Consider the following 19,127-nt stretch of genomic DNA (forward strand, 5'->3'; position numbering starts at 1 on the left):
CATAATGCCAGGACTACAAGTACACGGACTGTTCTTTGCGCGTCGTTCCTGCGATGCCACCATACTGATGACCGATACACCGACACTGCCCGCGACTCATCGCCTTCCGTATTCCGCCCCCCTCGTCTTCGGCGACCTCCAAGGCTGCTGCGACCCGTTCCAGCGCCTGCTGAAGAAAGCCGCGCCCGAGCCTGACGCGCCGCTCTGGTTCGCGGGCGATCTCATCAACCGCGGCCCGAAGTCGCTCGAAACGTTGCGCGATGTCATCGCGCTGGGTTCGCGCGCGACCGTCGTGCTCGGCAATCACGATCTGAATCTGCTGTCCGTCGCCGCCGGCTTGCGCAAGCCGAAGAAAGGCGACACGCTCGACGACATTCTCGCCGCGCCGGATTGCGCCGACCTCATCGAATGGGTGCGGCACAAGCCGGTCGCGCATTTCGAGGACGGTGCGCTGATGGTTCACGCCGGCGTCTTGCCGCAGTGGGACGTCACGATGACGCTAGAACTCGCGCACGAGCTGGAAACCGCACTGCGCGCGCCCAACTGGAAGGAGACGCTGGCGCAGTTGTACGGCAACGAGCCGCATCGCTGGGAAGATTCCCTGACGGGCATGGACCGGCTACGCGTGATCTACAACGCGCTCACGCGCATCCGCTTCTGCACGGCCGAAGGCGCGATGGAATTCGCCGGCAACGGAGGTCCTGACACCGCGCCGCCCGGCTACATGCCCTGGTTCGACGTCCCAGGCCGCCGCACGCAGGACGTGACCATCGTCTTCGGACACTGGGCCGCGCTCGGCCTCATGATCCGCGACGACGTGCTCTGCCTCGATTCGGGCTGCGTGTGGGGCAACAAGCTCTCGGCGGTACGGCTGACGAAAGACCCCGCACAGCGCGTCGTCACGCAGGTGAGTTGCGCGATGAAGAAGTGATCGGCGGGGCCGGCGGCGCTTCCATGACGACGGCCGGCGCACCGCGCATCCGCTCCAGCGCCGCCTGAACCGCCGCTTGCGCTTCGCTCGCGAGCAGCCGCCGGTCAGCGCCCGGCGCGAGCGCATCGCATACGTAGAGATGCGCGGTTATCGGCCCGCCGCGCAAGAGCGCATCGAGCGAATCGCTGAGCGACATATCGCCGATATACGCGGGCGCGGTCGTCTGCATGCCGCGCGCATCCTCGTACATCAGGCAGATCGGCTGCACGGGACTCGACGCCGACACCGCCGCCTGAAACATGTTCGCGTGGAACGGCAGCAGCGAAACGCCGTCGCTCGTGGTGCCTTCGGGGAACACGCACATCATCTCGCCCGCGACGAGCCGGTCCGCCAGCTCATGCATGATGCGCTTCGCGTCGCTGCGCTTCTCGCGCTGCACGAACACCGTGCCGAGCTGTTGCGCGAGCCAGCCGACCACCGGCCACTGGCGAATCTCGGCTTTCGACACGAACGGCGTCGGCCGCCACGCGTTGATCACGTAGATATCGATCCACGACACATGGTTGCCGACGACGAGCACGCCCGCATCGAGCCGCGCTTCGTCGTTATGCACGACGAGCTTCATGCCCGCGAGCCGCAGCATCTTCAGCGACCACGCGCGGTTCATCGCCATGCGCTCGCTTGCGGCGGCGCCGGGAAAGCGCCGCGCCACGATCCATGCGCCGTGCAGCAAATGAGCAGCGAGGCGCAGCTTGCGCAACATCAACTTCATGAATCAGCGGCTTTCGTAAGCGAGATGGCCGCCGACGATGGTCGCGCGCACGCGAGCCGGCAGTTCGTAGCCGAGGAACGGCGAATTGCGGCCCTGGCTCTTTAACTTGCGCGGATCGACGCGCCACGAAGCACCCGCATCGAAGACGCAGAGATCGGCGAGCGCGCCTGCGGCGATGCGCCCAGCCGGCAGCTTCAGCACATCGGCCGGCGCGGACGTGATGCGCGCGAGCGCCTTCGCGAGCGGCATGTTCGCTTCGCGCGCCCACTTCACCGTCAGCGAGAGCAGCAGTTCGAGACCGGTCGCGCCCGGCGTCGCTTCGGCGAAAGGCAGGAGCTTCTCGTCGTCATCGAGCGGCGTGTGGTCCGAGCAGATCGCGTCGATCGTGCCGTCGTCCAGACCCGCGCGAATCGCTTCGCGGTCGCGTTGCTGGCGCAGCGGCGGATCGAGGCGGAATTGCGAATCGAAATAGCCGATGTCCACATCGGTCAAATGCACGTGGTTGATCGTGACGTCACACGTGACGGCGAGCCCTTCGGCTTTGGCCGCGCGCACGAGCGCCACGCCCGCCGCCGACGACACATGCGACAGATGCACACGCGCGCCGGTCACGCGCATCAACTCGAAAATGGTATGCAGCGCGATGGTTTCCGCCGACACCGGCACGCCCGACAGGCCGAGGCGCGACGCCACCGCGCCGCTTGCCGCCACGCCGCCCTTCGCCATGAATGCGTCCTGCGGGCGCAGCCACACGGTATAGCCGTAAGTCGTCGCGTATTGCAGCGCGCGCAGCAGCGTGCGGGTATCGACAATCGGGTTGTCCGCCTGCGAGAAGCCGATGCAGCCGGCCTCCGTCAGTTCCACCATCTCGGTGATGCTCTCGCCCTTCAGCCCGACGGTCAGCGCGCCGAGCGGATACACATGCGCCTGATGCAGCTTCTGCGCGCGAAACTTGAGCATTTCGACGAGGCCCGGCTCGTCGAGCGTCGGATCGGTGTCGGGCGGGCAGACGAGGCTCGTCACGCCGCCCGCCATCGCGGCGGCCATTTCGGATTCGAGCGTCGCCTTGTGTTCGAAGCCCGGCTCGCGCAGACGCGCGGACAAATCGACGAAGCCCGGCGCGATGTGCAAGCCGTTAGCGTCGATGATCTTGGCCGCGCTGAAATCGGCGGGCGCCTCGCCGATCGCGACGATGCGTCCTGCCGCGATGAAGACGTCGCTACGCGTTTCGGTGCCTGCGGCCGGATCGATGATGGTGCCGCCTTGAATCTGGATCTTCATGTCGTTCTGTTTAGTCGCTGTTGCCGGCCACAATGCCCATCACCGCCATGCGCACGGCGATGCCGAAGGTCACCTGATTCAGGATCACCGACTGCGGCCCGTCGGCCACTTGCGAATCGATTTCCACGCCACGGTTCATCGGGCCGGGGTGCATCACGATGGCATCCGGCGCGGCGAGCGCGAGACGCTCGGGCGTGAGTCCCCAGCTCTTGAAGTACTCCTGCGCGGACGGCAGAAGCGCGCCGCTCATGCGCTCGTTCTGCAGCCGCAGCATGATGATGACGTCCACGCCCTTCAGACCTTCGTCCAGGTTGTGGTAGACGTGCACGCCCATCTGGTCGAGGTTGCTCGGCAACAGCGTGCGCGGACCGATGGCGCGCACTTCCGGCACGCCGAGCGTGGTCAGCGCATGAATGTCCGAGCGTGCGACGCGCGAATGCAGGATGTCGCCGACAATCGCCACGCGCAACTTCGTGAAGTCGCGCTTGTAGTGGCGAATGGTGTACATGTCGAGCAGGCCCTGCGTCGGATGCGCGTGACGGCCATCGCCCGCGTTGATCACGTGCACGTGCGGCGCGCAGTGCTCGGCGATCAGATACGGCGCCCCGCTCGACGCATGACGCACGACGAACATGTCGGCGTGCATCGCGGAGAGATTGTTGATGGTGTCGAGCAGCGACTCGCCCTTGCTCGTCGACGACGCGTTGATGTTCAGATTCAGCACGTCCGCCGACAGGCGCTTCGCCGCGATCTCGAACGTGGTGCGCGTGCGCGTCGAATTCTCGAAGAACAGGTTGAATACCGACTTGCCGCGCAGAAGCGGCACCTTCTTGACTTCGCGATCCGTGACGCTCACGAACTGCTCGGCGGTATCAAGAATATGCGTGACGATGCTGCGCGGCAGGCCCTCGATGGTCAGCAAGTGCTTCAGCTCGCCGTTTTTCGTGAGCTGCGGGTTGCCTTTGAGAAAGCCGTAGCGGAAGGTGTCGCTGGTTGTGTCAGCTTGCTGCGCGCCCGGTTCGGCTGCGCTCTGCGTGGCGGTGTTCATGGTGATCCAGGCGTTGCTTTGAAAAAAGGCTTGCTGCTTGGGCGTGAGACGCGTGCCGCTTGAGCGTCAGTGCGTGCGCGGCTCGGTCGTGAAGCCGAAGGTGCCGTCGTCGCGGCGCGCGAGCACGAGGTCTTCGTTCGCCGCGACGTCCACCATACCGCCGGTGAAACGCGCCGCGATCGGCATTTCGCGTCCGCCGCGGTCGGCGAGCACGGCGAAATCGATGGAAGCGGGACGGCCGTAATCGTAGAGTTCGTTGATCGCCGCGCGCACGGTGCGGCCGGTGGAAAGCACGTCGTCAATCAGCAGAATGCGGCGGCCTTCGACTGAGAACGGCAACGAAGTCGGGCTCGCCTGACTGTGCAGGCCCTTTTTCGCGTAGTCGTCGCGATGCAGCGCCACGTTCACCACGCCGAAATGCGGCGCGCCCAGGTCTTTCGCGAGCCGCTCGGCCAGCCACGCGCCGCCGCTGTAGATGCCCGCGAGCGCCACGCCGTCTGCCGCCGCGAGCGACGCGCCGTAAGCCGCGCGAATCTGTTCGACGAGCGCGCGATAAAGCGCCTCTGCGTCAATGGAACTCATGATCGTCGGGAAGTCCGTCGAGATATTGTTGGAGGATGACGCGGGCGGCTTCGGCGTCGATGCCGTCGAAGCGGCCGCGCGCATTCGGGCGCACGCCGCGCTCGCGCAAGTCGGCTTTCGCATCGACGGACGAATATCGCTCGTCCACCCACTGCACCGGCACGTTGAAACGGCCGTTCACCTGATTGCCGAAGCGTTTCGCAAGCGCGCTCATTTCGTGCGGCGTGCCGTCCGGATGCATCGGCATTCCGACGACCACCGCGTCCGGCTTCCACTCTTGCAAGAGCTTGCCCACTTCCTGAAAGCGATAGTCACGGTCGCGGTTTTCGAGCACGGCGAGCGCGCGAGCGTTGCGCGTCAACGTATTGCCGACGGCGACACCAATACGCTTTTCGCCATAATCGAATGCCAGCAGCGTGGCTTCGCGGCTCATGCGTGCCCTGCTTCGCCGGAGAGCATGGAGCGGGACACGCCAAGCAGCGACAGCGCCGCTTCGAGACGGTCCTCTGCGGGCACGTCGAAAATGATGCGCGAATCCGCTTCGACGGTGAGCCAGCCGTTCTTCGAGATTTCTTCTTCGAGTTGCCCCGCGCCCCAGCCCGCGTGGCCGAGCGTCAGCAGGAAACGCTCGGGGCCTTTGCCGCTCGCGACCGCTTCGAGCACGTCTTTCGACGTGGTCATGGCAAGGCCGCCGGGCACGCTCATGGACGAGCTATACGGTTCGCCCTCGCCCGCTTCGTGCAGGACAAAGCCGCGCTCCGTCTGCACCGGACCGCCGTAATACACGGGCAAGTGCACGAGCGGCTCGATTTCGAGCTTGAGGTCGATGCGGTTGAAAAGCGATTGCAGGTCGATGTCGGTCGGCCTGTTGATGACGAGACCCAGCGCACCGCGATCGGTGTGATCGCAAAGGTAGACCACCGTTCCGGAAAACGTCGGATCGACCATGGAGGGCATGGCGATCAGGAACTGGTTCGTCAAATTGATGCGATCGGAAGTCTTGGACATAATTCAGGATTTTAACAAAGGCGCTGCGAGATGGCCGACTTCGATGTGGGGCTGGTCTGGTTTCGGCGGGACCTGCGCGCGGCAGACAATGCTGCACTCTATCATGCGCTTACACGGTGCCGTCGCGTGCTGTGCGCGTTCGTTTTCGACCGCGAAATCCTCGCTCCGCTCGCTAAAAACGACCGTCGCGTGCCCTTTATTCATGCAAGCGTGGTCGAGCTGGATCGCACGCTGCGGGCGGCCGGCGGCGCGCTGCTGGTGCGGCACGCCATGCCGTTCGACGCGATTCCCGCGCTCGCCCGCGAGTGCGGCGCGAACGCCGTGTTCGTGAACCGCGACTACGAGCCGTCCGCGAAGGCACGCGACGAAGCGGTCGCGCAAAGGCTCGCGGGCGCGGGCATCGCGTTTTTCGAGTTCAAGGATCAGGCGATCTTCGACCGCGACGAGGTGCTGACGGGCAGCGCCAAGCCGTACACCGTGTTCACGCCGTACAAGCGCAAGTGGCTCGAAACGCTCACGCCCGACGCGTTGCAGCCTTATGCGTCGGAAGACAATCTGCACGCGCTCGGCAAGCCGCCCGCGCAGGCGGATCAGGGCATTCCGTCGCTCGCCGCGCTCGGTTTCGCCGATGCAGAAGGCCCCGCGTTCCCGGCAGGCACGGTCGGCGCGTACGCGCTTTTCGACGACTTCCGCGACCGCATGACGGATTACGACCGCACGCGCGACTTCCCGGCGGTCAAAGGCCCGAGCTACATGGGCGTGCACTTGCGGCACGGCACGGTGTCGATCCGCGCACTCGCCCGCGTCGCGCACGATGCGCAGCGCCACGGCGACCGCGGCGCGCAGACGTGGCTATCGGAGCTGATCTGGCGGGACTTCTACTTTGCGGTGCTGCACCATTTCCCGCGCGTGGGCATGCCGGGCGACCATCGCGCGTTCAAGCCGGAATACGACCGCATCATATGGGAAACGGGCGAGGCGGCCGACGCGCATTTCGCCGCGTGGTGCGCTGGACAAACCGGCTATCCGCTCGTGGATGCCGCCATGCGCCAGCTCAACACCTCGGGCTACATGCACAACCGCCTGCGCATGGTGACGGCGAGTTTCCTGACGAAGGACCTCGGCATCGACTGGCGGCGCGGCGAGGCGTATTTCGAGGCGCAGCTGAACGACTTCGAGCTTTCGTCGAATAGCGGCGGCTGGCAGTGGGCGGCTTCGAGCGGATGCGACGCGCAGCCGTACTTCCGCATCTTCAATCCGGTCACGCAGTCGCAGAAGTTCGACGCCGCCGGGAAGTTCATCCGCCACTATGTGCCGGAGCTGTCGGGGCTGTCCGACCGCGACATTCATGCGCCGTGGCTGGCGAAGCCGGACGCGCTGAAGGCCGCGAAGATCGCGTTGGGCGCGGATTATCCGCCGCCGATCGTCGATCACGACGCCGCGCGCAAGCGGACACTGCTACGTTACGACGTCGTGCGCGGGCCGGCCAAACGCGCCGCGCCCGCCGACGAGGACGACGACGACGCTATCGCGTAACCGCCGGAGGGCGCTCGATCATTGCGGTCAGCGCGGCAATCGACGCGCGTCCTTCCGACGGCGCGATTCCCGCCGCCGCCTGATGCAGCATCGAGCGCAGGGTTTGCGCGGCGCGCTCGGGGATGGAGGCGTCGAGGCCGCGGGCATCGCTTTCGGCCGCGCCTTCGCCCTGATGCGCGACGCGCCGCCACGCGAGACCGAGCGTATCGGCGAGCAGCGAGACGTGCCCGAGCCCGAGCGCGCATGCCGCCGCGCCCAGCCGATGCGACGCGTTCGCCGCATGCAGCGCGGCGGCGGAATCGACGGTGCCGGTTTCGCTCGCCTGCGTGCCGCGCTCGACGAGCCCTTCGATCGACGCCTCCGCGCTTTGCAGAAAGTCTTCGTAGGCCGCTGCGTTCACGCGCAGCACGCCGAGATCCCGCGTGACAGCCTCGCGCGTGCTTTCTTCGCTTGCCTGCGCGGCGCCTTGCTCCCACGCGGCTTCGGACGCGGGCGTCGCCGCCACGTGCCAGGCCACGGTCAGGCCGTAGTCGCGCAAAACGTCGACGTGTTCGGCGTCTTCGGGCGTCGCGCCGTAGAGCGCGAAGTCGCGCCACAGCAGCGCGAGCGTCGCGCGCACCAGCGAACGCGGCGCGAAGGTGGACGCGTGCGCCTGATCCGCGAGCACGAGATTGAAGCGCGCGTAGAGGCGCTTGGCGTCCGCGTAACTGGAAAGATCCGCATGACGGCCGGCCCGCTCGCGCAGCGCCCGCACCGTGGACGACGCGAGCCGCCAGAAGTCGTACGGATCGGGCCCGGTGAGCTCGGCGAGACAGGCATCGAGCCGCGAGAAGGTTTCGTCGATGTCGGCTTGCGGCTGGTCGGCGCCCGCGCGCAGCAACGCGAGCAGCGCCGCCTCGTAGTGCGCCCGGACCCGCGCGAGCCTTTCCGGCGCGACGCCCCGCAGCGTCGACGGCGCAATGGCGCGCCCGGCGAGCGCGAGGTCATCGTAGGAAACCGGCGCAATGCGCGTATGCACGGCCAGAAGCGCGTGCAGCCCGCGATAGTGATCGAAGAGTTCCGTCGAACACGACAGTTCGCGCAGGTTGTGGCGCTCGACGGCGGCGCGGAACGCGGACATGGCGAGCGCGATGCGGTCGTGCGTGCCCTCCGATTCGTCGCCGAGCGGCGCGACCAGCGCCAGCGCCTCGGCGAAACGTTGCGCGGGCAGCCATCCGGCCGAATGCAGCGCAGCAATCGCGCGCTTGAGCGCAGGCGCGATCTCGCCCTGCCGCTGGAACGCGTGCATGGCATCCGTGAGCGCCATTTCGGCGAGCCGGACTGAGCCGCCGCGCGGGTTCGGCAAGGCTTCGATCGGAACGGGAAGGTCGGGACGAGATGTCATAACGGGCGCTCACAAGCCAGAAACGCGCGTGGCGACGCCGCCTCGACGCGCGGTTGAACTGCATTATCGACGGGCGCGGACGTGAAGCGCCGCCGAGCCTGTCGTGCTCCAAGCGTATGCCTTTACGAGTGCAGGCGGAAACGAATGTTCCAGCCGGATCGTCGCGCAGGCGCACACCAAGGCTCGCCTGCGACGCCTGCACGAAACGCGGGTCGCAAAAAACACGCGCCGCATGGCGTGAGCCATGCGGCGCGGTAGAGCATGCGGATCAGATCTGGACCATCTCGAAATCTTCCTTGCGGGCTCCGCATTCGGGACAGGTCCAGTTGATCGGAACGTCCTCCCAGCGGGTACCCGGCGCGATGCCCTCTTCCGGCAATCCCGCCTCTTCGTCGTAGATCCAGCCGCAGATCAGGCACATCCAGCTTCTGTATTCCATACTTATGCCGCGTCGATTGGTCGATTGAAATTAGGCCATGATGGTACCGTGTTGCCGGGTGGATGCCTAGCAAGGCGCTGGCCCGACGTGCATCCCCACATAGCGGGACGCGCGCGCCCCGCTACGCAAAAAGGTGCGCAAAGACCGCAGACGGGCGGCAATAGGACGCATAATCGAACCGTGTCCGGGCGTGCGCGTCTTTTTCGCGTTCGCTGCAACTGAATCGTCTCACTCGTGCAATACAAACCAAAAATGTCCGCTCTTGCCATGACCGGCGACTCTCCACCGATCGTTCTGACTTTCGGGCTCTCGGACCCCACGGGCGGCTCCGGCTTGCAAGCCGATTTGCTCACGCTCGCCAGCATGGGCTGCCACAGCGCAACGGTTCTTACCGGCTACGCCGTGCGCGATTCCGCAACATGCGATGAAGTCAACGGCCTCGACCCCGACGCGGTCGCCGCTCAGGCGCGCATGTTGCTGGAAGACATGCCGATCGCCGCGTTCAAGATCGGCGCGGCCACGCGGGCGGAAGTAGTCTCCGCGATCGCGGAAGTGGTGTCCGACTACGACGACGTTCCGCTGATTCTCGCGCCCGACTTCACGCTCGACGACGAGCACGTGCTGTCCGCCGACGAGCTGCGCGAATCGCTCGCCGACCTGCTCGTGCCGCAGACGACCATGCTGATTGCCGATCACGCGACGCTTCTGCAGCTTGCGCAGCCCGACAGCGACGCCGAAGCGCCGACGCTCGATTCCGCGATTTCGCACATTCTCGCGCAGGGCTGCGAGTACGTGCTGGCGATGGAAACGGGCACGCATCGGCATGTGAACACGCTGTACAGCGAGGAAGGACAGGTGCGGCAGGATTTGTGGGATCGCGGGCTGCATCGCGTGATGGGCCTCACCGACACGCTCGGCGCCGCGGTTGCCGCGCTGCTCGCGAACGGCCAGGAGCCCGCCGAGGCCGCGCGCGAGGCGCAGGAGTACGTGTTTCAGGCGGCGCGCGCCGCGTTTCGTCCGGGCATGGGCGCGTATCTGCCGGATCGCTTTTTCTGGGCGCGCTCGAACGATGCGGACGACGAAACCGACGCCGCGTCCTTGCCGGACGATTCGGCCGGATTGCCCGGAGAAGCCCGGCACTAGACGAAATCGCGCGCCGACGATGCAGTGAACGAAGCGACACGAACGGAGTTCGGAGACCAACGAAGGGAGGCTTTGCGAGCGCATGCCGTATCGATTGCCCCATTTGCACAAGCCCGGCCCGCAAGGCGCCATCCGCGTCGGCTGCGCGGGCTGGGCGCTTTCGAGTTCGGTCCAGTCCAGCTTTCCCGACGAAGGCACGCATCTCGAACGCTACGCACGCGTGCTGACGTGCGTCGAAATCAACTCGAGCTTCTATAAGCCGCATCGCGAGCAGACGTACGAAAGGTGGGCGCAAAGCGTGCCCGACTCGTTTCGCTTTTCGGTGAAGCTGCCCAAGGCGATCACGCACGACGCGCGGCTCGCCGACACGAACGCCCTCATCGACGAATTTCTGGCTGCCGCCGGCAAACTGGGCGACAAGCTCGGCTGCTGGCTCGCGCAACTGCCGCCGAGCCTCGCCTTCGAACACGATCTGGCCGATGCCTTCTTCAAGGCGCTGCGCGAGCGCACCAAGCTGCCGGTCGCGTGCGAGGCGCGTAATCCGAGCTGGTTCACCAAAGAGGCGGCGGCGCTTCTGAAAGCGCATCACATCGCGTATGTGGACGCCGACCCGATTCCGGACGACTGCGAAATCAAGCATCGGGCGGACGCGTCGCTCGTCTACGTGCGGCTGCACGGCTCGCCGGATCTCTACAAGTCTTCGTACGACTTCCCGTACCTCGACGATCTCGCGCGCACGCTGCAAACCCGCGCGAAAAAGACGCCCGAGGTGTGGTGCATCTTCGACAACACCACGCTCGGCCACGCGCAGCCTAACGCGCTGCATGTGATGGAGCGTCTGCATCTTCATCATCGGAAGGCGTAGCGCCCTTCCGCTTCTGCTCATTGCTTCCGAAGGAGATTCGCTGATGCACAAGCCGGCACGACGCTTCGCTCGCCTCATTCGAGCCACGATGCTCGCCACGATTGTCTCGGCGGCGCTGCCCGTCCATGCGCAGGATGCATCGCCGCCGCCCGCCACGCCTGCGGGCGATGGCACGTTCCTGCTGACCATCTTCCTCAAGCACGACGAGTCCAAGCCGCTGCCGAAGATCAACCAGCAATTGAAGGAACAAGGCTACTTCAAGACGTTTCCGCCGCCGGGCGTGGAAGTGGTGTCGTGGTACGTGATGATGGGCATCGGGCAAGTGGTGACCTTGCGCGTGCCGGCGGACAGGCTGCGGGAAGTGAATCGCGCGATCGAGACGACCGCGTGGGGCGGATATCACACGGAGTTCTACCCGACCTACGACTACAAGGCCGCCGCGCAAAAGCTGCGCGACGAGATGAACAAATAGCTTCTCGATGGGCGAAAAAAAACCTGCATCGCTGCAGGTTTTTTTCTGGCATGGCGCGAGCCCCTTGCGAGACTCGCACCGATGTAATCGGGCCGAAGCCGTCTTACATGTCCATGCCCATGCCGCCCATGCCGCCGGGCATGCCGCCAGGCATCGGAGCATCTTCCTTCGGCAGTTCGGCGACGGCTGCGTCGGTCGTCAGCAGCAGGCCTGCCACCGATGCCGCGTTTTGCAGCGCCGTGCGCGTCACCTTGGTCGGGTCGACGACACCGGCTTCCACCAGGTCACCGTACTCGCCGGTTGCCGCGTTGTAGCCGTAGTTGCCCGAACCTTGAGCAACAGCCGCCACCACGACCGAGGCTTCTTCGCCGCCGTTCGTGACGATCTGGCGCAGCGGCTCTTCCATTGCACGCAGGACGATCTTGATACCTGCGTCCTGGTCGGCGTTAGCGCCCTTCAGGCCGTCGATTGCACGGCGTGCACGGATCAGCGCGACGCCGCCGCCAGCCACGATGCCTTCTTCCACTGCTGCGCGCGTTGCGTGCAGAGCGTCTTCGACACGTGCCTTCTTTTCCTTCATTTCGACTTCGGTCGCAGCGCCGACCTTGATGACTGCCACGCCGCCGGCCAGCTTGGCCACGCGCTCTTGCAGCTTTTCACGGTCGTAGTCCGACGTCGCTTCTTCGATCTGCTTGCGCACTTGCTTCACGCGAGCTTCGATGTTCACGGCTTCGCCGGCGCCGTCGATGATCGTCGTGTTTTCCTTGCCCACTTCGATGCGCTTGGCTTGACCCAGCTCTTGCAGCGTCGCCTTTTCCAGCGTCAGGCCGGTTTCTTCCGCGATGACTTGACCGCCGGTCAGGATCGCGATGTCTTCCAGCATGGCCTTGCGACGGTCGCCGAAGCCCGGAGCCTTCACGGCAACGGTCTTCAGGATGCCGCGGATGTTGTTGACGACGAGCGTTGCCAGAGCTTCGCCTTCGACGTCTTCAGCGATGATCAAGAGCGGACGGCCAGCCTTCGCGACTTGTTCCAGCACCGGCAGCAGATCGCGGATGTTGGAAACCTTCTTGTCGTGCAGCAGCACGAACGGGTTTTCCAGAACGGCGACTTGCTTGTCCGGGTTGTTGATGAAGTACGGCGACAGGTAGCCGCGGTCGAACTGCATGCCTTCCACGACGTCCAGCTCGTCTTGCAGCGACTTGCCGTCTTCGACGGTGATCACGCCTTCCTTGCCGACCTTGTCCATGGCTTCAGCGATGCGCTCGCCGATGGACGTGTCGCTGTTCGCCGAGATCGAGCCGACTTGCGCGATTTCCTTGTTCGTCGTGCAGGGCTTGCTGATCTTGCGCAGTTCTTCGATTGCTGCGGCGACGGCCTTGTCGATGCCGCGCTTCAGGTCCATCGGGTTCATGCCCGATGCGACGTACTTCATGCCTTCGCGAACGATGGACTGTGCGAGCACGGTAGCGGTCGTGGTGCCGTCACCTGCGTTGTCGCTGGTCTTGGAAGCGACTTCCTTGACCATTTGCGCGCCCATGTTCTGGAGCTTGTCCTTCAGTTCGATTTCCTTCGCGACCGAGACGCCGTCCTTGGTGACCGTCGGGCCGCCGAACGAACGCTCGAGCACGACATTGCGGCCCTTCGGACCCAGCGTGACCTTGACCGCGTTGGCCAGAATGTTCACGCCTTCGACCATCTTGGCGCGTGCGGAATCGCCGAAAGTGACTTCTTTAGCTGCCATATCCAGACTCCTTGATTCGATTCAGTGTGCCGGCTCGCCGCCCTTTCGGCGCGAAGCCCGGCTTACAGGAAGAATGCTTACTTGTTGACCAGAACGGCCATGATGTCTTCTTCGCGCATGACGAGCAGTTCCTGCCCGTCGACCTTGACGGTCTGGCCGGCGTATTTGCCGAAGAGCACGCGGTCGCCCACCTTCACGTCGAGGGCGTTTTGCGTGCCCTTGTCATCGCGCTTGCCCGGGCCGACGGCCAGGACTTCGCCTTGATCCGGCTTTTCTGCCGCTGCTTCCGGGATCACGATGCCCGATGCGGTCTTGGTTTCCTGGTCCAGACGTTTGACGATGACGCGATCGTGCAAAGGACGAAGGTTCATACACACTCCTCTCTTGAATGAGACTGAAAACGCGGGAAAGCCCGTCCTTTGGGCAGCGCCCGCCGGACGGAAATCTTGTTAGCACTCTCGTGCAGTGAGTGCCAATTATATGGACCGGATTTGACAATTTCAAGGAGGGAGCGGAACGGGGTCGAGATTCCCGTGGCTTTGAGGAGTTACTTGCGATCAGTGCGGCGAACGCACGGACGAGCCGATGCCGCGGTTTCGGCTGCCGTCCGCGCAAATGTCGAGTCACGATCGACGGGAGGGTAAACCCGGGGTATTGATAAGCACCGTCCACTTGCCTGCCGCGCATCCCGGGGGAAGCGAAGTCCGCGCCGAGACAGCTTGCTCGCCAGACCGAGCGACACGTTCAGCTCGGATTGCCCCAAAGATCGTCGACCGCGCGGATCGCCAGCAAGTAGCCGTTCGCGCCCGCCCCGCAGATCACCGCAGTAGCCGCCACCGAGATTGTCGAGTGACGGTATTCCTCCGAGCGCCGGTGAATGTTCGTTATGTGCACTTCCACGACCGGGCGGCTAATCAGCTTGACCGCGTCGAGCACCGGAATCCGCCCGAACGAGAAGCCGGCCGGGTTGATGACGAGCGCCGCGTCGTGCAGGAAGGCTTCCTGAGTCCAGTCGATCAACTGGCTCTCGCTGTTGGTCTGACGGAACACGCAATCCAGCTTCAGTTCTTCAGCGAGCGCAAGACAGTTCTTTTCGATGTCCTTCAGCGTCGTATGTCCGTAAAGGTGCGGCTCGCGCGCGCCCAGCATGTTCAGGTTGGAGCCGTTGAGAATGTAGAGTTTGCGAGTCATGGTTTCAGTGTGTGGCGCTACGTTCGAAGGCGGTGTCTCTGGTTTCCCGCGACGTCGCGATCATGAGGAAGGAGAGCAGATTCAACGAGCCGCAGACCGCCACGATCGCCCAAGGCGAACCATGGAAGGCATTGAGCAGCGCGACGGCGACGATCGGCATCGGTCCGCCGGTGAGCAGATTGGCCCCCGAGTAAGACAGAGCGGAGCCCGTGTAGCGCGCTTCGGTCGGGAACGATTCGGCGAACCACACTGGCTGAATGCCGCTTTGAAACTGCGTGAAGCCCAGGAAGGCGCCCATCACGGCCATCGTCAACGCGACCGAGTGCTGGTTGAGGATCGGAAAGTAGATGAGGCAGCAGACCAGCGTGCAGAACGAGCCGATCATCAGCGCGCGCTTGCGTCCGATCCGGTCGCTCAGATAGCCACCGGCCAGCGCGCCCGCGATGGCACAGACGTTCGCCACCATCAGCAGCATGAAGCCGGTCTGCTTGGGCACGCCGAGGTTCTTCGTGAGATAGCTGAGCGAGAACACCACGATCAGATAGAAGAGCGCCGCCGGGCCGCAGAAGAACAGCGTCAGGCGAAGCGCGGTCCGCCAGTGGAACCTGAAGACGATGCCGAGCGGGTTGGCCGAACGCGCGCCTTCGCCCTTCTTTTTGAGCGCCTCGAAGGCCGGCGTTTCGCTCACCTTCATGCGGATATAGATGCCGAGCAGCACGAGCACGAAGCTGGCGAGGAAAGGAATCCTCCATCCGAACGATTCGAAGTCATCGGCCGAAAGCAGCGCGGAAAGTGCGAACAGCGCGAAATTCGCGAGGATCTGGCTGAGCGGCGAACAGATGCCGAGCAGGCCCGAATACAGCCCGCGCTTGTTCGCGGATGCGTGTTCGACCGCCATCAGTTGCGCGCCGGTCGATTCGCCGCCGAGCGCGAAACCCTGAACGATGCGCAGCGAAACCAGCAAGGTCGGCGCGAGAATGCCGACTTGCTGATACGTGGGCAGCAAGCCCATCAGAAACGACGAGGCGCCCATCACCGAAACGGTGACCAGCATCAGATTACGGCGTCCCCAGCGGTCGCCGAGCATGCCGCAGAGCACCGCGCCGAGCGGACGGGCGGCGAGTCCGGCCCAGAAACTCGCCAGCGACGCCAGAAGCGAGGCGGTCGGGTCGAGCGACGGGAAGAAGAGCTTCGGGAAGATCGTGGCCGCGACCACGCCGTACAGCGCGAAGTCGAACCATTCCAGCGCCGTGCCCACAGTGGCGCCCGCCACTGCGCGACGCGCCATCAGATGAGCCTGCGGCGAGCGCTCGCTCGCAGCCGAGTTCGGGTCAGCGGTAACTGCCATGGGTGTCTCCTGAATATTTTCGTGTCTATGCCGTGCGCTTCTCGCGACGAACAGGTGTTATTGTTTGCGCTGCGAAAGCCCGGCGTTCCGCACCGGAACTGCATTTCACATCACAAAACCGACGAGCGATGTCGCTGAAGAACGGCCTGAGAGTGCTGGATTTCCTCGCGTCGCAAGGCGAGGGTGCGGGACTCGTCGAGATCGCCGATGCGCTCGGCATGCCGCGCAGCTCGTGTCATCGCGTGCTGACCGAACTCGTCGAGAGCGGCTATGTGCGGCAACTGACCGAGCACAGCCGCTACATCCTGACTATGCGCATGACGTCGAATGGCCTGGAGTTCCTGAGCCTGACGGGTATCGCGGATATCGCGCAGCCGATCATCGAACGCGTCGCGGCGCAAACCGGCGAACTCGCGCGGCTATCGCTCGTGGACGGCGATGCGATCATCTGGGTCGGCAAGGCCGACGGTCAGCGGTCCGGCTTTCGTTACGATCCCGACATGGGACAGACGGCACAGCTTTCGTGCACATCGACCGGTCACGCATGGCTCATGACGATGACCGATGAACAAGCGGCTGCGCTCGTCCTCAAGCAGGGCTTCGGTCAGCCGAACGAATTCGGCCCTCATGCGCCGACCACGCTAAAGGCGCTGCTCGGGTTTCTGCACGCTGCGCGGGTGCGCGGTTACGCGATGATCGACGAAGTCTTCGCGCCGAAGATGTCGGCGGTCGCGGCGCCTGTCGTGAGCGGCTCGCGTTGCGTCGGCGTCATCAGCCTGGCGGGTCCGCGCGTGCGGCTGACGGCCGAAAAAATTCATCAGTATTCGGTGCTGCTGCGCGAAGCGGCGAATGAACTCGCGCAATTGAGCAATATGGCTGGATTCCCTACTCGACCGCCGCTCGGCAAAGGATGAGCAGGAAGGAGTCCGCCGCGCTCCGGCCGGCGAATCGGTGCTTCGAACGACATGCCCCGATGTGTCGGCGCGGACGGCCGGGCCACCCTCGCCCCTTCCGATCAGGAACACGGCCCTATCCATACAAAATAGACGCGCCGTCTGCGTCATGCACAATATCGGCACCTAAGAACGCGGAGAATGGCCCGTGGGCGTCAACTTCGACCTCAACGACTTGCAGGCATTCAGAGCTGTGGTGGAACTGGGCAGCTTTCGAAAAGCAGCCGAGGCGGTGAACATTTCCCAGCCAGCCCTGAGCCGGCGGATCGACAAGCTCGAGGAAGCGCTCGGCGTACGTCTTTTCGAACGCACCACGCGCAGCGTGACGCTCACGACTGTCGGCCGGGCATTTGCGCCGAGCGCCGAGCAGTTGCTGGACGATCTCGACGTCGCCCTGCTCGGCATCCGCGATGTCTCATCGAGCCGATTGGGTCATGTCACCATTGCCTGCGTGCCATCCGTGGCCTACTACTTTCTCCCGAGCGCTGTTGCGAGCTTCCATCGCCGTTTCCCGCGCATCAGGGTCAAATTGCTGGACGCGAGCGCGAACGAGGTGCTCTCCGCCGTCATCAGCGGCGAGGCTGATTTCGGCGTCAGCTTCATGGGAAGCCAGGAGTCCGAGGTCGACTTCAACGTGCTGCTGGAGGAGCAGTTCGTCGCGGCGTGCCGTCGTGACCACCCGCTCGCGCGCAAGAAGCACGTGACCTGGAACGAGCTCTACGAGCACGACTATGTTTCCGTGGACAAGACGTCGGGCAATCGTCTGTTGCTCGATCAGGCTCTTCCGGCCGTGTCGCCGCGCGCGCCCAGCATATGCGAAACGCGTCATGTCACGACCATGCTGGGTCTGGTGGAAGCGGGCCTCGGCGTGGCCGCCGTACCGTCGATGGCCATGCCTGGACGCAATCATCACATCCTCACCAGTGTGCCGCTGGTGGACCCTGTCGTGAAGCGACGCGTAGGCATCGTGAGGCGCCGCGGACGTACGCTCACGCCGGCCGCGCAGGAGTTTCATCAAACGATTCTGGATATGAGAGGCGATGCCAGGAGCAGCGGCGCATCAACCGACGACGCAGCCCGAAAAGCGCGCCCGAGCAGGAAGCCCGCGTCGTGAGGGTGGCAAGAACGCTCCGTCTGCTCTATGTGCAGGTCGTGCTGGGCATGGTGCTCGGCGTGGCGCTCGGGCACTTCTGGCCGCAAGCCGGCTCGCTTCTCAAGCCTGTCAGCGACGGCTTCGTCGGGCTCGTCAGGATGATGATTTCGCCGATCGTCTTCTGCACGATCGTCTCCGGGATCACGTCTGTCGCGAGCGGAAAGGCCATCGGTCGCGTGATCTTCCGGGCGCTGGGACTCTTTTATTTTCTGACTGCCGTGGCGCTCGCGCTGGGACTCGTCACGGCCTTTCTGATGCGGCCCGGCGCGGGCATGCATATCGACGCCCGAAGTCTCGATACGACGATCCTCGCGCAGTATGTGAAGCAGGCGCATCCGGATGGCTTCGTCGCCTTCGCGCTGAACGTCATTCCCGAAACCATGCTTGGCGCGTTCGACAAGGGCGAGGTGCTGCCGGTGCTGCTGCTTTCGCTGCTATTCGGCTTCGCGCTGAATCTGCATCCGGGTGCGGGCCGGCCTGTGCTCGCGCTCATCGATGGCATCGCCCAGGCGCTGTTTCGCATCCTCGCGATGATCATGCGGCTCGCGCCGCTCGGCGCATTCGGCGCGATGGCTTTCACGGTGGGCCGCTTCGGGATTCACTCGGTCGGCTCGCTCGGCATGTTGATGGTGTCGTTCTACGTGGCATGCGTGCTGTTCGTCGCGCTCGTCCTCGCTCCGCTTGCGCGCCTGCACGGCTTCTCGCTGTGGCGGCTCTTGCGTTATCTGCGCGAGGAATTGCTCATCGTCCTGGCGACTTCATCGACGGAACCGGTGTTGCCGCGCCTCATCACGAAGCTGGAGATGCTCGGCTGCGACAAGGGCGTCGTCGGACTCGTGTTGCCCGCAGGCTATTCGTTCAATCTCGACGGCACCGCCATCTATCTGACGCTTGCGTCGATGTTCATCGCGCAGGCATGCGACGTGTCGCTCTCGGCGTCGCAGATCGCGATGATGCTCGCGGTCATGCTGCTGACGTCCAAAGGAGCGGCGGGCGTGGCGGGGAGCGGACTGGTTGCGCTGGTTGCGACGCTGACCGTGATTCCGGATCTCCCTTTCGCGGGAGTGGCGCTACTGGTGGGTATAGACCGCTTCATGTCCGAAGCGCGGGCGCTCACGAGCGTGATCAGCAACGCGTGCGCGGTGATCTTCGTTTCGATGTGGGATGGCGCCTGCGATCGCGCGCGTCTTGCGCAACTGCTGCGCGCGCCGGCGCCGGGCGACGCCGACCGCGCAAAGGACCACGCGAGCAGTACCTCGGGAAGTTGACGGCGAAGC

Annotated in this window: 20 protein-coding genes; 8 read left to right on the top strand and 12 right to left on the bottom strand. The window is 64.6% G+C overall.

The features are described 5' to 3' along the window. The first annotated feature begins 67 nt into the window (after positions 1-67). Complete coding sequence (locus NCR35_RS12135) at positions 68-931, top strand: symmetrical bis(5'-nucleosyl)-tetraphosphatase (RefSeq protein ID WP_250534530.1); 864 nt, start codon at positions 68-70, stop codon at positions 929-931. On the opposite strand, the gene NCR35_RS12140 is transcribed toward NCR35_RS12135, so the two are convergent. The 6 genes from NCR35_RS12140 to NCR35_RS12165 form a co-directional block, all read right to left on the bottom strand. Then, positions 900-1,703 (bottom strand): lysophospholipid acyltransferase family protein, encoded by an 804-nt coding sequence (locus NCR35_RS12140; protein ID WP_250534531.1) that lies wholly within the window; start codon positions 1,701-1,703, stop codon positions 900-902. The genes NCR35_RS12135 and NCR35_RS12140 overlap by 32 nt on opposite strands. Positions 1,704-1,706: 3 nt before the next feature. Then, positions 1,707-2,984 carry a dihydroorotase gene (locus NCR35_RS12145; protein WP_250534532.1) on the bottom strand — a complete coding sequence of 426 codons (1,278 nt, stop codon included), beginning with the start codon at positions 2,982-2,984 and terminating at the stop codon, positions 1,707-1,709. Positions 2,985-2,994: 10 nt separating this feature from the next. Then, positions 2,995-4,032: an aspartate carbamoyltransferase catalytic subunit gene (locus tag NCR35_RS12150; protein ID WP_248320410.1), complete on the bottom strand. Its 1,038-nt coding sequence runs from the start codon at positions 4,030-4,032 to the stop codon at positions 2,995-2,997. 66 nt (positions 4,033-4,098) lie between these two features. Continuing rightward, the gene (gene pyrR / locus NCR35_RS12155) at positions 4,099-4,614 is read right to left on the bottom strand and encodes a bifunctional pyr operon transcriptional regulator/uracil phosphoribosyltransferase PyrR (protein ID WP_250534533.1); all 516 of its coding nucleotides are present in this window, start codon (positions 4,612-4,614) and stop codon (positions 4,099-4,101) included. Beyond that, complete coding sequence (gene ruvX, locus NCR35_RS12160; RefSeq protein ID WP_175944790.1) at positions 4,601-5,047, bottom strand: Holliday junction resolvase RuvX; 447 nt, start codon at positions 5,045-5,047, stop codon at positions 4,601-4,603. The genes pyrR and ruvX overlap by 14 nt, the downstream gene beginning before the upstream one ends. Beyond that, a complete protein-coding gene (locus NCR35_RS12165) occupies positions 5,044-5,622 on the bottom strand; it encodes a YqgE/AlgH family protein (RefSeq protein WP_175944792.1) in 579 nt (192 codons plus the stop codon). Before NCR35_RS12165 ends, ruvX begins: the two co-directional genes overlap by 4 nt. Positions 5,623-5,652: 30 nt before the next feature. Here NCR35_RS12165 and NCR35_RS12170 point away from each other — a divergent pair, with 30 nt between their 5' ends. Further along, positions 5,653-7,158 carry a cryptochrome/photolyase family protein gene (locus tag NCR35_RS12170; protein WP_250534534.1) on the top strand — a complete coding sequence of 502 codons (1,506 nt, stop codon included), beginning with the start codon at positions 5,653-5,655 and terminating at the stop codon, positions 7,156-7,158. On the opposite strand, the gene NCR35_RS12175 is transcribed toward NCR35_RS12170, so the two are convergent. Then, positions 7,148-8,542 (bottom strand): FimL-related protein, encoded by a 1,395-nt coding sequence (locus NCR35_RS12175; RefSeq protein WP_248320413.1) that lies wholly within the window; start codon positions 8,540-8,542, stop codon positions 7,148-7,150. The genes NCR35_RS12170 and NCR35_RS12175 overlap by 11 nt on opposite strands. Positions 8,543-8,810: 268 nt before the next feature. Beyond that, positions 8,811-8,981: a rubredoxin gene (locus tag NCR35_RS12180; RefSeq protein WP_025527884.1), complete on the bottom strand. Its 171-nt coding sequence runs from the start codon at positions 8,979-8,981 to the stop codon at positions 8,811-8,813. 267 nt (positions 8,982-9,248) lie between these two features. On the opposite strand from NCR35_RS12180, the gene NCR35_RS12185 reads away from it, so the two are divergent. The 3 genes from NCR35_RS12185 to NCR35_RS12195 all read left to right on the top strand — a co-directional run bounded on the left by NCR35_RS12185 (position 9,249) and on the right by NCR35_RS12195 (position 11,461). Beyond that, positions 9,249-10,124, top strand: a complete 876-nt coding sequence (locus NCR35_RS12185; protein WP_175945287.1) for a hydroxymethylpyrimidine/phosphomethylpyrimidine kinase — start codon at positions 9,249-9,251, stop codon at positions 10,122-10,124. Positions 10,125-10,206: 82 nt separating this feature from the next. Next, positions 10,207-10,989 carry a DUF72 domain-containing protein gene (locus NCR35_RS12190; RefSeq protein WP_250534535.1) on the top strand — a complete coding sequence of 261 codons (783 nt, stop codon included), beginning with the start codon at positions 10,207-10,209 and terminating at the stop codon, positions 10,987-10,989. Positions 10,990-11,032: 43 nt separating this feature from the next. After that, positions 11,033-11,461, top strand: coding sequence for a hypothetical protein (locus NCR35_RS12195; RefSeq protein WP_371826377.1), 429 nt, complete (start codon positions 11,033-11,035; stop codon positions 11,459-11,461). Between the two features lie 103 nt (positions 11,462-11,564). On the opposite strand, the gene groL is transcribed toward NCR35_RS12195, so the two are convergent. The 4 genes from groL to NCR35_RS12215 form a co-directional block, all read right to left on the bottom strand. After that, positions 11,565-13,205, bottom strand: coding sequence for a chaperonin GroEL (groL, locus tag NCR35_RS12200; RefSeq protein WP_244847121.1), 1,641 nt, complete (start codon positions 13,203-13,205; stop codon positions 11,565-11,567). A 77-nt stretch (positions 13,206-13,282) separates the two neighbouring features. Next, entirely contained in the window at positions 13,283-13,576 is a 294-nt protein-coding gene (gene groES / locus NCR35_RS12205; RefSeq protein ID WP_159836846.1) for a co-chaperone GroES, read from the bottom strand. Positions 13,577-13,949: 373 nt separating this feature from the next. Continuing rightward, the gene (locus tag NCR35_RS12210) at positions 13,950-14,396 is read right to left on the bottom strand and encodes a type II 3-dehydroquinate dehydratase (protein WP_250534536.1); all 447 of its coding nucleotides are present in this window, start codon (positions 14,394-14,396) and stop codon (positions 13,950-13,952) included. 4 nt (positions 14,397-14,400) lie between these two features. Beyond that, a complete protein-coding gene (locus NCR35_RS12215; protein WP_250534723.1) occupies positions 14,401-15,684 on the bottom strand; it encodes an MFS transporter in 1,284 nt (427 codons plus the stop codon). Between the two features lie 188 nt (positions 15,685-15,872). On the opposite strand from NCR35_RS12215, the gene NCR35_RS12220 reads away from it, so the two are divergent. From NCR35_RS12220 to dctA, 3 genes are all read left to right on the top strand, one after another. Next, on the top strand, positions 15,873-16,658 hold the full coding sequence (locus tag NCR35_RS12220; RefSeq protein WP_250534537.1) for an IclR family transcriptional regulator: 786 nt from the start codon (positions 15,873-15,875) through the stop codon (positions 16,656-16,658). A gap of 187 nt (positions 16,659-16,845) precedes the next feature. Further along, the gene (locus tag NCR35_RS12225; protein WP_250534538.1) at positions 16,846-17,811 is read left to right on the top strand and encodes a LysR family transcriptional regulator; all 966 of its coding nucleotides are present in this window, start codon (positions 16,846-16,848) and stop codon (positions 17,809-17,811) included. Continuing rightward, complete coding sequence (dctA, locus tag NCR35_RS12230) at positions 17,808-19,118, top strand: C4-dicarboxylate transporter DctA (RefSeq protein WP_250534539.1); 1,311 nt, start codon at positions 17,808-17,810, stop codon at positions 19,116-19,118. The genes NCR35_RS12225 and dctA overlap by 4 nt, the downstream gene beginning before the upstream one ends. Positions 19,119-19,127: the final 9 nt, after the last annotated feature.

The sequence above is a fragment of the Caballeronia sp. AZ10_KS36 genome, assembly GCF_023631105.1.
Taxonomy (GTDB): domain Bacteria; phylum Pseudomonadota; class Gammaproteobacteria; order Burkholderiales; family Burkholderiaceae; genus Caballeronia.

Bases quoted from the DNA above. Each gene is read 5' to 3' on its own strand.
- NCR35_RS12135 (WP_250534530.1), top strand. From the start codon at position 68: ATGACCGATACACCGACACTGCCCGCGACTCATCGCCTTCCGTATTCC.
- NCR35_RS12140 (WP_250534531.1), bottom strand. From the start codon at position 1,703: ATGAAGTTGATGTTGCGCAAGCTGCGCCTCGCTGCTCATTTGCTGCAC.
- NCR35_RS12145 (WP_250534532.1), bottom strand. From the start codon at position 2,984: ATGAAGATCCAGATTCAAGGCGGCACCATCATCGATCCGGCCGCAGGC.
- NCR35_RS12150 (WP_248320410.1), bottom strand. From the start codon at position 4,032: ATGAACACCGCCACGCAGAGCGCAGCCGAACCGGGCGCGCAGCAAGCT.
- pyrR (WP_250534533.1), bottom strand. From the start codon at position 4,614: ATGAGTTCCATTGACGCAGAGGCGCTTTATCGCGCGCTCGTCGAACAG.
- ruvX (WP_175944790.1), bottom strand. From the start codon at position 5,047: ATGAGCCGCGAAGCCACGCTGCTGGCATTCGATTATGGCGAAAAGCGT.
- NCR35_RS12165 (WP_175944792.1), bottom strand. From the start codon at position 5,622: ATGTCCAAGACTTCCGATCGCATCAATTTGACGAACCAGTTCCTGATC.
- NCR35_RS12170 (WP_250534534.1), top strand. From the start codon at position 5,653: ATGGCCGACTTCGATGTGGGGCTGGTCTGGTTTCGGCGGGACCTGCGC.
- NCR35_RS12175 (WP_248320413.1), bottom strand. From the start codon at position 8,542: ATGACATCTCGTCCCGACCTTCCCGTTCCGATCGAAGCCTTGCCGAAC.
- NCR35_RS12180 (WP_025527884.1), bottom strand. From the start codon at position 8,981: ATGGAATACAGAAGCTGGATGTGCCTGATCTGCGGCTGGATCTACGAC.
- NCR35_RS12185 (WP_175945287.1), top strand. From the start codon at position 9,249: ATGACCGGCGACTCTCCACCGATCGTTCTGACTTTCGGGCTCTCGGAC.
- NCR35_RS12190 (WP_250534535.1), top strand. From the start codon at position 10,207: ATGCCGTATCGATTGCCCCATTTGCACAAGCCCGGCCCGCAAGGCGCC.
- NCR35_RS12195 (WP_371826377.1), top strand. From the start codon at position 11,033: ATGCACAAGCCGGCACGACGCTTCGCTCGCCTCATTCGAGCCACGATG.
- groL (WP_244847121.1), bottom strand. From the start codon at position 13,205: ATGGCAGCTAAAGAAGTCACTTTCGGCGATTCCGCACGCGCCAAGATG.
- groES (WP_159836846.1), bottom strand. From the start codon at position 13,576: ATGAACCTTCGTCCTTTGCACGATCGCGTCATCGTCAAACGTCTGGAC.
- NCR35_RS12210 (WP_250534536.1), bottom strand. From the start codon at position 14,396: ATGACTCGCAAACTCTACATTCTCAACGGCTCCAACCTGAACATGCTG.
- NCR35_RS12215 (WP_250534723.1), bottom strand. From the start codon at position 15,684: ATGGCGCGTCGCGCAGTGGCGGGCGCCACTGTGGGCACGGCGCTGGAA.
- NCR35_RS12220 (WP_250534537.1), top strand. From the start codon at position 15,873: ATGTCGCTGAAGAACGGCCTGAGAGTGCTGGATTTCCTCGCGTCGCAA.